This is a genomic window from Lentzea pudingi (assembly GCF_014646255.1).
Taxonomy (GTDB): Bacteria; Actinomycetota; Actinomycetes; order Mycobacteriales; family Pseudonocardiaceae; genus Lentzea; species Lentzea pudingi.
The window spans coordinates 657701-671433 of record NZ_BMNC01000003.1 but is presented as its reverse complement, the minus strand read 5'-3'; the positions used below and the strand labels follow the sequence as shown (position 1 = coordinate 671433).

At 72.5% G+C, this 13733-nt stretch carries 1 protein-coding gene; it reads right to left on the bottom strand.

Annotated elements, in window-relative coordinates; genetic code table 11:
• Position 1: 1 nt before the first annotated feature.
• Entirely contained in the window at positions 2-13651 is a 13650-nt protein-coding gene (locus IEY88_RS13965; RefSeq protein WP_189155114.1) for a non-ribosomal peptide synthetase, read from the bottom strand.
• Between the last annotated feature and the right edge of the window lie 82 nt (positions 13652-13733).

Sequence of the window (13733 nt, the reverse complement as noted above, 5' to 3'; positions counted from 1 at the left end):
CTCACAGGTTCGGGGTGGCGCCGTCATCGAGCGCGAGTCGTTCGAGCTCGAGCAGGATCTTCTCCTCGACCAGCCGCGACAGCTCGGCGACCGTGCGGGCGGTGAGGACGTCGTGCGGTGTGAGCGGTACGTCGAACGCGGCACGGCAGCGGGACGTGACGAGCAGGCTGCGCATGGAGTCCCCGCCGAGGGCGGTGAAGTCGTCTTCAACGCCGACCCGGTCCACGCGCAGCGCTTCCGCCCAGATCGCGGCCATCACCTGTTCGGTGTCGGTCCTGGGCGCCACGTACCGCGCGGCGGGCACGGGGGCGGACGGTGCGGGCAGCGCGGCCCGGTCGACCTTCCCGTTGGCGCTCAACGGCAGCGCGTCGAGCACCACGAACACCGAGGGCACCATGTAGTCGGGCAGGGTCCGCCCGGCGAACGCGGCCAGGTCTCCCGGGTCCGGCTCACGGCCGGGGTCGGCGGGCACCAGGTAGGCCACGAGCTGCTTGCCGCCGAGCGCGTCCTCGCGGACCACCACGACCAGCCCGCCCACGTCGGGGTGGCGACCCAGGACCGCTTCGACCTCGCCGAGCTCGATGCGGAACCCGCGCAGCTTCACCTGGTCGTCGGCGCGTCCGGCGAACTCCAGCACGCCTTCCGGCAGCCACCGCACGACGTCACCGGTGCGGTACATCCGCTCCCCCGGCGCGCCGAACGGGCAGGCGACGAACCGGGACGCGGTCAGGCCTGGCCGGTCGAGGTACCCGCGCGCCAGGCCGGCACCCGCGAGGTACAGCTCACCGGGCACCCCGACGGGCACCGGTCGCAGCCGGTCGTCCAGCACGTAGGTGGCCATGCCGTCCAGCGCGGAGCCGATGGGCACGGTGTCGGGCACCTGGCCGGCCATCCGGTGCGCTGTCGCGAACGTCGTGGTCTCGGTCGGCCCGTACCCGTCGACCACCACCAGGCCCGGACAGGCCGCCATGGCCTGGCGGACCGCCTGCGCGGGAACGACGTCGCCGCCGGTCCACACCTCGGCCACGCCCGCCAGGCAGCCGGGCGAGTCCTGCGCCAGCACCCGGAACAAGCCCGCCGTGAGCCACAACGCCGTCACGCCGTGAGCAGTGATCAGGTCGCGCAGCACCGCCGCGTCGAGGTCTTCCGGCGGTGCGACGACCACTCGCCCACCGCGCAGCAACGGCACCCACAGCTCGTAGGTGGACGCGTCGAACGCCAGCGGCGAATGCATGAGCACGGCGCGGTGGGCGGGCCTGTCGAACCGTGAGTCCAACGACAGTGCGACCACGTCCCGGTGCCGCACGGCCACGCCCTTCGGCGTGCCGGTGGAGCCGGAGGTGAACTCGACGTAGGCGAGGCCGTCCGGGTGCGCGGCCGTCCGAGGCCGGTCGGCCGACTCCTCACCATCGGGGACCACGACGTGCCCGTCGAACGGGACGACGTCCGAGTCGGTGATCAGCACCCGGCTCCCGGCCTGCTCCAGCACCAGCCGTTGGCGTTCCACCGGCGCCCGGCTGTCCAGCGGCAGGTACGCGCCGCCCGCCTTGAGCACGGCGAGCACCGCGATCACCACTTCGGCCGATCGGCGCAGCAACACCCCGACGCGTTCCTCAGGGCGCACGCCGAGCGCGATCAGCCGCTGTGCCAACCGGTTCGCGCGGGCGTCCAGTCCGGCGTAGGTGAGTGACGTGTCGCCCGCGACCACAGCGGTCATGTCGGGGGTCCGGTCCACCTGAGCGGCGAACAACTCGGCGACGGTCGTCTCGGGGACGCTGGTCTCGACACGCTCCGGGAGGACGATCCGCCGCTCTGCGTCGCTGAGGACGTCGACCTCGCCCATCATCCGCTCGGGGTCGGCGGTCAGGCCGAGTAGCGCCGCGGCGAGGTGACCGGCGACGCGCTCGACCGTGGCGAGGTCGAACAGCGCCGGGTCGTAGCTGAGCCGGAACTCCAGCTCCGTTCCGGGGCGGACGCCCAGGCTCAGCGGGTAGTTGGTCGTCTCCACGGCGTCCAGGTCGCGCACGGTGACGCCGTGGGTCGCGGCCTCGCTGATCGGGTAGTTCTCGAAGACCAGGATGCTGGTGAACAGCTCGGTCCCGGTCCACGCCTGCAGGTCCGCGAGCGACACGTGCTCGAACCGCCTGGCCTCGGCCTGGGCCGCCTGCAGCCGCCGCAGCCACACCGCGACCGGCTCGTCCTCCACGATCGCCGTCCGCACGGGCAGGGTGTTGATGAACATGCCCGTGATGGCGTCGGCGCCCGGCACATCGGCCGGGCGACCGGACACGGTGGAACCGAAGCACACGTCGGTGTGCCCGCTGTAGCGCGACAGCAGCAACGCCCACGCGCCCTGCACCACGGTGTTGAGCGTCAACCCGTTGCGCTGCGCGAAGTCGCGCAGGCCGTCGCCGGGCAGTGTCAGCGTGGTCCACTCGGCCGAGCGGGTGGCGTGGCCGGGCCCGGCGAGCCGGTCGAGCGGCAGTGGCGTGGGAGCGTCGAGCCCGCGAAGCGCCTGCCGCCAGTGGGTTTCCGCCGCGTCGGGGTCCTGGGTGGACAGCCAGCGCAGGTAGTCGCCGAACGGGCGGCGGGACGGGAGCTCGGGCTCGCGTCCGGCGGTGAGGGCCGCGTAGCCGGCGATCACGTCGCTGAGCACCTGGAACGTGCTCCACCCGTCGAGCAGCACGTGGTGGAACGTCCAGCCGACCCGCACGGCCGTGTCCGACTCGTGCTCCAGGGCCAGTCGCATCAGCGGCGCGGTGCCGAGATCCAGCTCCTCGTCGTCCAACGTCGCGGAGATGGGCAGGTCGACGTCGCGGCACACCACCTGCACCGGCCGGTCGACGCCCTCCCACACGACGCGGCTGCGCAGGACCGGGGTCCGCGTGACCACCTCCCGCCACGCGCGGGCCAGCGCCTCGATGTCCGCGACGCCGTCGAGCACGAAGGAGATCCGTTCGGTGTAGAGGCCTTCGTGGCCGTGGGACAGGCTGTGGAAGACCATGCCCGCCTGCATCGGCGTCAGCGGGTAGATGTCCTCGACGTCGCGGCCGTCGCCGGCCAGCCGGTCCACCGCTGCCTGGTCCAGGCCCGCCAACGGGAAGTCCGACGGCGTCCGGCCGCCCGCGCCGGGCTGGGCGCAGTGCGTCACGATCTCCCGCAACGCCGCGGTCATCGCGTCGGCCAGACCCCGCACGGTCGACTCGTCGTGCGTCTCCTCGCTGAAGTACCAGGTCAGTCGGAGTCGTTTGTCCTCAACGGCTCCGACGACGTCGAGCAGGTGTGGCCGGGGTGTGCCGGCGTCGGCGTCGGCGGTCAGCCCGCCGACCGTCCGGAACACGGTCCCGCCCGCTGCGCCGTCGAACTGGCCGAGGTAGTTGAACGCCACCGCCGGGCCTGGAGACCGGTGCGCGGCGCCGTGGCCGATGCCGCGCCGGGGCACCGCGCGCAGCCGTTCCTTCGTCGCCTTGAGCACCTCGCCCCAGTCCCCCGATGGCACGTCCAGCGCCACCGGGAACACCGAGGTGAACCAGCCGACCGTGCGGGACAGGTCGACGCCGTCGAGGAAGTCGCCGTCCCGGCCGTGGCCCTCCAGGTCCACCAGGACCCGGTCCCGGCCCGTCCATCCGGACAGCACCCGGCCCAACGCGCTCAGCAGCACGTCGTTGACCTGCGTGCGGTACACGGCGGGCACGTCCTGCAGCAGCGCCCGCGTCAGGTCGGCGTCGAGTTCGGTGGTGACGCCGCGCACGGAACCTGTCGTGCCGGTGCCGTCGCGGTCCACGGGCACGCCGGGATCTCCGGTCACGCCCGCCCAGTGGCCGGCCTCGTCGTCGAACCCGCCGTCAGCGGTGTACTCGGCCAGCCGCAGCGCCCAGTCCCGGAAGGACGTCGTCTTCGCGCCGAGGACGATCTGGTCGCCGCGCACGGCCTGCAGGTACGCGGTCTCCAGGTCTTCCAGCAGTACTCGCCAGGACACGCCGTCCACGACCAGGTGGTGCGCGGTGAGCCGGAGTGCCCGAGACGTGAGCGACGTGGCCCGCAGCAGCGGTCCGCGGTTCAGGTCGAACTCTCCGTCCACTTCGGACAGCAGGTCGACGGGCTCGACGGGCGGGTTGTGCTGCCGCCAGCCGGAGCCGGTGCGTTCGAACCGCATTCGCAGTGCGTCGTGGTGCTCCACCAGACCGGCCAACGCTTTGCGCAACGCCGCCGGGTCGACATCGTCGGTGAACTCGACCTGGACGGACTGGTCGAAGTGCTCGGGACGCGGCGGTTGCGCGTCGAGGAACCAGCGCTGGATCGGTGTCAGCGGAACCTCGCCGGCCACCGGTCCCTGCGGTACGCCATCCTGTTCGGCGACCGCGGGCACGGCCGCGGCGAGTGCGGCGACCGTGGGGTGGGTGAACAGGTCGCGCGGCGCCAGGCCGTACCCGGCCTGCCGGGCCCGCGAGACGACCTGGATGCTGATGATCGAGTCACCGCCCAGCTCGAAGAAGTCGTCCTCGACACCGACCCGGTCGAGCCCCAGCACCTGCGCCCAGATGTCCGCGAGCACGCGCTCGGCCTCCGTGCGCGGCTCGACGTGCCGGGCACCGGTCGTCTCCCACTCCGGCGCGGGCAGCGCCTTGCGGTCGAGCTTCCCGTTGCCGGTCAGCGGAAGCCGGTCCAGGTGCACGAACGCCGAGGGCACCATGTGGTCGGGCAGGGTCCGCGCCAGGAACCCGCGCAGGTCGACGCCGTGGCCGCCGACGACATAGCCGACGATCACCTTGCGCCCTGCGTGGTCGCGGACGTCGGCCACCGCCGCGGCCACGTCGGGATGTGCTTCGAGCGCGGCCTCGATCTCGCCGAGCTCGATGCGGAAGCCGCGGATCTTGACCTGGTGGTCGGCGCGCCCGAGGTAGTCGAGCCGGCCGTCCTTCCAGCGGGCCAGGTCGCCCGTGCGGTACATGCGCGAGCCGGGTTCGCCGAACGGGTCGGCGACGAACCGGGAGGCGGTCAGGCCAGGCCGGTCGAGGTAGCCACGTGCCAGTCCCGCGCCGGCGACGTGCATCTCGCCGACGACACCGGGCGGCACGGGCCGCAGGTCCTCGTCGAGGACGTACACGCGCAGGTCCGGGATGGGTTCGCCGACGGTGCCGTCGGCGGGCGTCCACGTGACGTGCACGGTGGTCTCGGTGATGCCGTACATGTTGATCAGCTCGCCGGGACCGTTCCAGGCGGCCAGCTTGCGCACGTCGAGCACCTCACCGCCGAAGACGACGTACCGCAGGCACAGGTCCTCCGGCTGTTCGGCGATCAGCTGGTAGAACGCCGACGGTGTCTGGTTGAGCACCGTGACGCGTTCCCGTGCCAGCAGCGCGGCGAACTCGCCCGGCGAGCGCGACACGTCGTGCGGCACGACCACGAGCCGCCCGCCGTGCAGCAGCGGACCCCACAGCTCCCACACGGAGAAGTCGAAGGCGTAGCTGTGGAACAGGGTCCACACGTCGTCGGAACCGAACCCGAACCAGGCGTCGGTGGCCGAGAACAGCCGGGCCACGTTGGCATGTGGCACGACGACGCCCTTGGGCTTGCCGGTGGAGCCGGAGGTGTAGATGACGTAGGCGGGGTTCTCCGGCCGCAGCGCCACCTCCGGCGCCGTGGACGGCCGGCCGGACACGTCCGGCAGCTCCGTCAGCACGGCCACCGGCCGGGTGTCCTCGACCATGCCCGCGATCCGGTCCTCGGGGTAGGACGGGTCGATCGGCAGGTAGGCCGCGCCGGACTTGAGCACGCCCAGCACCGCCACGACCAGGTCGGTGGAGCGGGGCAGCCGCAGCGCGACGTACCGCTCCGGTCCCGCGCCGCGCTCGATCAGCGCGTGCGCCACCCGGTTGGCTCGGGCGTCCAGCTCGGCGTAGGTCAGGTGCTCGCCCTCGCAGGTGACCGCGACGGCGTCGGGCGTGCGCGCGGCCTGCTCGGCGAACAGCCGAGGCAGCGTGCCGACCGGGAAGTCCCGGCTGGTGGGGTTCCACTGCACCAGCACCTGATCGCGTTCGGTGTCGTCGAGCAGCCGCAGGTCGCCCAGCGGCTGTGCCGGGTCCGCCAGCACGTCGTCCAGCAGCATCCGCAGGTGCCGGCCGAGCCGGTGCACCGTGGTCTCGTCGAACAGGGCCGGGTCGTGGTCGAGTTCGACCACGAGGCGCGGGCCGGGCGACACCACGACGGTGAGTGCGTAGTTGGTGGGCTCATGCGCGTGCACGTCGTGCAGTCGCAGGCCGTGCTCGGCCATGGCGTTCTCGTCGAACGGGTAGTTCTCGAACACCAGGATGCTGTCGAACAGGTTCGCGCCGCCGGGCAGCGAGCTCCACCCGCGCAGCCGCGCCAGTGGCACGTGCTCGAAGCGCCGCGCCTCGGCTTGGGAGGCTTGCAGGTCACGCAGCCAAGACAGCTGGTCGCGGCCGCGGTCGACGGCGACGCGGGTCGGCACGGTGTTGATGAACATGCCCACCGTCGACTCGACGCCCGGCAGGTCCGCGGGCCTGCCGGACACGGTGGTGCCGAACACGACGTCGGACGTGCCGGCGTAGCGGGCCAGCAGCACCGCCCACGCGCCCTGCACCACGGTGTTCACCGTCAAACCGTTGCGCTGGGCCGCTTCGCGCAGCCGTTCGGTGCTGCGGGCGGACAGTTCGAATCGGACGGTGCCACCGGACTGCGCCCTGTGCGCGTCGAACGGACGGCGGTCGAAGGGCAGCGGGGTGGTCTCGTCGAAGCCGTCGAGCACCCGCCGCCAGTACTGCTCGGCCTGCTCGCCGTCCTGCCGCTCCAGCCAGTGCAGGTACTCGCGGAACAGTGGCCGGGCCGCGGTGGGCCCCGAGGCGCCACGGGTGATGGCCGCGTGGTGCTCGCAGACCTCCGTGAACAGCTGGGCCGCGCTCCACCCGTCGAGCAGGACGTGGTGGAACGTCCACAGCACCAGCACCTCGTCGTCCGACAGCCGGGCGAGTGCCACGCGCATCAACGGCGCGGTGGTCAGGTCCAGCCCGGCGGCACGATCGCTGTCGAGCAGTGCGCGCAGCTGCTCGTACTGGCCCTGCTCGTCGAGGTCTCTCCAGTCGAGGTGGGTGATCGGAAGGGTGACGCGAGGGCGCACCAGCTGCAGCGGTTCCGCCAGCCCGTCCCACACCACCTCGCTGCGCAGCACGGCGTTGCGGTCCACGACCCGTTGCCAGGCCTCGCCCAGCGCACGCGGGTCCGCCACCCCGGAGAGCCGGAACCGGACCTGGTTGAAGTACGCGCCGGTGGTCGCGCCGTCCACCAACCCGTGGAAGACCATGCCGGCCTGCATCGGCGTCAGCGGGTAGACGTCCTCCACGTTCCGGCCGTCACCGACCATCCGGTCGACAGCGGCCTGGTCCAGGCGCGCCAGGGGGAAGTCCGACGGCGTGCGGCCGCCTGAGCCCGGCCGGCCGCAGTGGGCGACGATCTCGCGCAACGCCGTGGCCATCGCCTCGGCCAAGCCCCGCACGGTCGCCTCGTCGTGCACCCGGTCGCTGAAGTACCAGGTGAGGTCGAGGCAGCCGTGCTCGACCGCGCCGACGACGTCGAGCAGGTGCGGGCGCAGTGCTTCCGGTGCGCTGTCGAGCTCCAGGCTGCCGCGCACGGCGTGCAGCACACCGCCCTCCACGCCCGCCCAGTCGAGCCTGCCGAGGTAGTTGAGGCTGATCTGCGGGCCACCGGTACCGGGCTCGTGCAGGGCGCCGTGGCCGATTCCCTTGCGGGGAACGGAACGCAGTTGTTCCTTGACCGACTTGAGGACCGCGCCCCAGCCGCCGTCGGGCACGTCCGGCGCGACGGGGAAGATCGAGGTGAACCACCCGACCGTGCGGGAGAGGTCGACACCGTCGAGCACGTCCTCGCGGCCGTGGCCCTCCAGGTCCACCGGCACCCGCCGGCGGCCGGTCCAGCCGGCCAGCACCCGGCCGAGCGCGCTCAGCAGCACGTCGTTGACCTGCGTGCGGTACGCGCCGGGTACGTCCTGCAGCAACGCCCTGGTGGTCTCGCGGTCGAGCCGGACCGAGACGGCGCGGGTGGACCCGGCGGTGTTGGGGCCGTCGTGGTCGACGGGCAGGGACGGGTCCGCCTCGGCGGTGGCGGTCCAGTGGTCGCGTTCGTCGTCGAACCCGCCGTCGGCGGTGTGCCGCGTGAGCCGGTGCGCCCAGTCCCGGAACGACGTCGTCTTGGCGGCCAGCCGAACGGGCTCGCCGCGCGCGGCCTGGTCGTAGGCCGTGACGAGGTCCTCGAGCAGGATGCGCCACGACACGCCGTCCACCACGAGGTGGTGAACGCTCAGGCGCAGCACCGGGTGCTTGCCCTCGGGGCGCTCCAACTCGGCGTGCAGCAACGGGCCGGTCGCGAGGTCGAACGCCGCAGAACGTTGCGTGGTCAGCAACTCCGCTCGCTCGACCGGCGCGTTGTGCTGCCGCCATCCGGAATCCGTGCGCTCGAACCGCATCCGCAGCGCGTCGTGGTGCTCCACCAACGCCGTCAAGGCCCGGCGCAGCGCGTCGGTGTCCACGTCGTGGACCAGCTCGGCGGTCAACGCCTGGTTGAAGTGCTCGGGGTGGCCGGGGTTCGTGGCGAAGAGCCATCGCTGCACCGGGGTGAGCGGCACGTCGCCGACCACCCGCCCCTGGTCGGCCTCGGTGGGTCCGGCGACGGCCGCCGCGACCGCGAGAGCCGCCACGGTGGGGTGCCGGAAGAGGTCGCCGGGGGTGAGGGCGAGTCCTGCCTGGCGGGCGCGCGACACCACCTGGATGCTGAGGATGGAGTCACCGCCGAGCTCGAAGAAGTTGTCGCCGGCTCCCACACGGTCGACGCCGAGCAGTTCCGACCAGATCCCGGCCAGCACGGCCTCCGGTCCGTCGGCGGGCGCGACGTGCGTGGCGGTGGCGGCGGCCCACACCGGGTCGGGCAGGGCGCGCCGGTCGACCTTGCCGCTCGCGTTGAGCGGCAGTGCGTCCAGGACGACGAACGCGGAGGGCACGAGGTAGTCCGGCAGCCCACGGCCGAGGAACTCCCGCAGCACCGCCACTTCGGGCGCGGTGTCCATGGCGGTCAGGTAGGTGACCAGCCGCTTGCGCCCGGTGTCGTCGGCGCGCACGACCGTCACGGACCCGGCGACGGCGGGGTGCGTGGACAGCGCCGTGTCGACCTCGCCCGGCTCGACGCGGAACCCGCGGATCTTGACCTGGTCGTCGGTGCGGCCGACGAACTCCACCGTGCCGTCTGCCTGCCACCGCACCAGGTCGCCGGTGCGGTACATCCGCTCCCCCGGCGCCCCGAACGGGTCGGCGACGAACTGCGACGCGGTCAGCCCTGGCCGGCCCGCGTAGCCGCGCGCCAGGCCGGAACCGGCGATGAACAGCTCGCCCGGCACACCGATCGGCGTGGGCGACAGGGTGTCGTCGAGCACCCGCAGGCGCATGCCGTCCAGCGGGCGGCCGATGGGCACCACGTCCCCGACCGCGCCGGCGTCGGCCATGCGGTGCGAGGTGGCGAAGGTGGTGGTCTCGGTGGGGCCGTAGCCGTCGACCACGGCGATGCCGGGGCAGGCGCCCAGCACCCGCCTGACCGCGGGTGCGGGCACGACGTCGCCGCCGGTCCACACCTCGCGCAGTCCGGTCAGGCAGTCCGGGTCGTCCTGCGCGATGACGCGGAACAGGCCGGCGGTCAGCCACAGCCCGGTGAGGCCGTGGCCGGTGACCAGATCGCGGATGCGGCCGGCGTCCAGGTCTCCTGCCGGAGCGACCACGACGGTGCCACCGTTGAGCAGCGGCACCCACAACTCGTATGTGGTGGCGTCGAACGCGGGCGCGGAGTGCAACAGGACCCGGTTGTGCGCACCGCCGCCGAACCGCCGGTCACGTGCGAGGTCGGTGACGTCGCGATGCCGCACGGCCACGCCCTTGGGCACGCCGGTGGATCCCGAGGTGTGCATGACGTAGGCCAGCTGGTCTGAGTGCGGGGCCACGTCCGGCGCGGTGGCCGTTTCCCCGATCATGTCCTCGGCGTCCAGCACGACGACGCGGCCGGCGTGGACCTCTTCCGCTGTGGCGAGCCAGGTGCGGTCGGTGAGGAGGACGCCGGCACCACTCCCCGCCAGCAGCACGGCCAGCCGCTCGGCGGGTGCCCTGGTGTCGAGCGGCACGTACGCCCCGCCCGCCTTGACCACCGCCAGTTCGGCTGTCACGAGGTCGACCGAGCGACTCAGCAGCAGGGCCACCGGCTCCTCGGCGCGCAATCCGTGGTGCAGCAGGTGGTGGGCCAGGCGGTTGGCGCGGGCGTCCAGCTCGGCGTAGGTCAGCGACGTGCCGTCGGCGACGACGGCCTCGGCGCCGGGGTTGCGCAGGACCTGGTCGGCGAACAGGGCGGTGATCGTGGCCGGGGGCCGGTCGCTCGCGGTGTTGTTGAACGCTTCCAGGACCTGGTGGCGTTCCTGCGTTCCGAGCAGCGGGAGCTCGCCCAGAGGCCGGTCAGGGCCGGTGGCGATGGCTTCCAGCAGAACCCTCAGGTGACCGGCCATCCGCTCGATCGTGGCGGCGTCCCACAGGTCGGTGTTGTACTCCAGAGACACGTCCAGCGAGCCGTCCCGCGGCCAGAACTCCACCAGCAGCTCGAACCGTGCGCGCGGGCGCGGCAGGTGGTGTTCGGTGACGTTCAGCGCGTCGACCGCCTGCGGCCGCACCATTTCCTGCTGGAGCACGACGAGCGCCTGCACGAGCGGGGTGCGGCTGGCGTCGCGGTCCGGCCGCAGTTCGTCGACGAGCCGGTCGAACGGGATCTCGTCGTGGGCGAAAGCGTCGAGCACGGTTTCCCGGACGTCGGCGAGGAACCGCTCGAACGACATGGTCGGGTCCACTGTGGACCGCAGCACGAGTGTGTTGACGAAGAACCCGACGAGGTCGTCGAGCTCAGGTCGGCCGCGTCCTGCGGACGCGGTGCCCACGGCCACGTCGCGCCGCCCGGTGTAGCGGGCAAGCAGCAGCTGCACAGTTGCCGCCAGCGTGGTGAACAGGGTGGTGCCGCCGTTGCGGCCAACCTCGGCCAGCCGCTGCACCAGCCGTTCCGGCAGGGCCTCGCGGTGCACGGCGCCCGCCGTGGTGCGCTGGGCGGGACGGGGCCGGTCGGTGGGCAGGTCGAGGGGTTCGAGATCGGCGAGGACACGTCGCCAGTGGTCGATCTCGCCGGCCACGGCGGGCTCCTTGAGGCGGTGGCGCTGCCACGCCGCGAAGTCGCCGTAGCGAACGGGTAACGGCTCGAGGTCGGCTGTGGTTCTTCGGACGGCGGACCGGTACAGCTCGAGCAGGTCGTCGACCTGCAGCCGGACCGACCAGCCGTCGGTGATGATGTGGTGCTGGTCGAGCAACAGGACGTGGTCGTCGTCTGCCAGCCTGGCCAGCACCACACGGACCACTGGTCCGCCCCGCAGGTCGAATGGCGTGGTCAGCTCCTGCGCGCACAACCGGTCGAGCGCGTCGTCCCGGTCGGCGGGCGCGACACCGGAGAGGTCCTCCACGCGCAGCGGCAACGTCGCGTGCGCGGCGACGACCTGCACGCCGCGGCCGTCGGCCTCCTCGAAGGTGGTCCGCATGACCTCGTGCCGTTCGACCAGCGCATCCAGCGCGGTTCGCAGTGCGTCGTGGTCGAGCGGACCGCGCAGCCGCAGGCCGACACCGGTGTTGTAGTCGGTGGCCGTGGGGTCGAGCCGGTGCTGCAGCCACAACCGTTGCTGCATCGGGGACAACGGCAGCACGCTGTCGTGCGGCACCGGGGTGATCCGGTCGGCCGCCTCGATGGGCAGGCGGTCGGCGAGCAGGACGGCGAGACCGGCCACGGTCCGCGCGTCCATCAGGTCCCTGGTGGACAACGGCACGTCCAGCGCCGTGCGCAGCCGCGACACCACCCGCAACGCCTGGATCGAATCGCCGCCCAGTGACAGGAAGTCGTCCTGCGCCCCGACCCGGTCGGGAGCGACCGCGAGCACCGCTGCCCATGCCTGCGCGACAGCGCGTTCAGCGGGCGTGCGCGGCGGGATGCGCCCGGCACGCCGGTCGAGGTTCCAGTCCGGTTCGGGCAGCGCCTTGCGGTCGACCTTTCCGTTGGTGTTGAGCGGAAGCCGTTCCAGCGCAACGAACGCCGACGGCACCATGTAGTCGGGCAGCGAACGCAGGACGACGGCGCGCAGCTCGTCATCGGAGGGCGCCGTGGAGCCGGCGGCGACGACGTAGGCGACCAAGCGCTTGACGCCGCCTTGGTCCACCTTCGCCAGCACCGCTGCTTGCGCGACATCGGGGTGCTCGGCCAGCACGGCCTCGATCTCGGCGGTCTCGACTCGGAAACCGCGGATCTTGACCTGGTCGTCGACGCGGCCGACGAAGTCGACGGTGCCGTTCGGCGTCCAGCGGACCAGGTCGCCGGTGCGGTACATGCGCTCACCCGGTGCGCCGAACGGGTCGGCCAGGAAGCGGTCCGCTGTCAGACCGGGGCGGTGGAGGTAACCGCGGGCGATGCCGGCGCCCGCGATGAACAGCTCACCGGACTCCCCGTCGGGGACCAGGTTCAGGTCGTCGTCCAGCACGTGCAGGCGCATGCCGTCCAGTGCCGTGCCGATGGGCAGGACGTCGGGCACCGCGCCGAGATCGGGCAGGGGGTGGCAGGTGGCGAACGTGGTGGTCTCCGTGGGGCCGTAGACGTCCACCACAGTGGTGCCCGGACACGCTTCCAGCACTCGCCGCACCGCCGCGGCGGGCACCACGTCACCGCCGGTCCACACCTCGCGCAGCCCCGCCAGGCACGCGGGGTCGTCCTGCGCCAGCACGCGGAACAGGCCCGAGGTCACGAAGAGCCCCGTCACGCCGTGCTCGTTGATCGCCCTCCGCAGGACCTGTCCGTCCACATCACCGGGAGGAGCGATCACGACACTGCCGCCGTTGAGCAGCGGCACCCAAATCTCGTAGGTCGAGGCGTCGAACGCCACCGGTGAATGCACCAGCACGCGGTCGTGCGCGCCACCGGTGAACCGCTTGTCACGGGCGAGGTCCACCACATCGCGGTGCCGCGCCGCCACGCCCTTCGGCATGCCCGTGGACCCCGAGGTGAACACGACGTACGCCAGGTTGTTCCCGTGCACCACCGCGCCGGGCACGGTCTCCCCCGCTGCGTCCTCGCCCACAACCAGCACGTGGCCGGCGTGAACGCGTTCCGCGACGACCTTCCACGTGTCGTCGGTCACCAGCACCGGCACCCCGGCCTCCGCCAGGACGGTCGACATCCGCTGGTCGGGCGCACGAGCATCGAGCGGCACATACGCGCCACCGGCCTTGAGCACGGCGAGCAGGCCTGCCACGAGGTCGGCCGAACGCTCCAGCAGCACACCGACCGGCTGTTCCGGCCGGACTCCCAGTCGGAGCAGGCGTCCTGCGAGCCGATCCGAGCGCGCGTCCAGTTCCGCGTAGGTGAGTTCGCCGTCGTCGGCGAGCACCGCCGCAGCGCCAGGGGTGAGCCGGACCTGCTCGGCGAACAGGCCGACCACGGAGTCGCGCTGCTCGGCACAGAACGGACCGCCGGCCGGCGTGGTGGCGGGCACGGTGTCGGGGAGCGTCATCGCCGTCCAACCTCTTTCGGGCGCGCTGCGGCGCCTCAGGTGCAGGGGTAGAGGAAAGGTGTGCGGAAGCTGCGCAGAGCCG

What these genes read in the sequence shown, in the direction of transcription:
- IEY88_RS13965 (WP_189155114.1), bottom strand. Translation starts at nt 13,651, where the DNA reads ATGACGCTCCCCGACACCGTGCCCGCCACCACGCCGGCCGGCGGTCCG.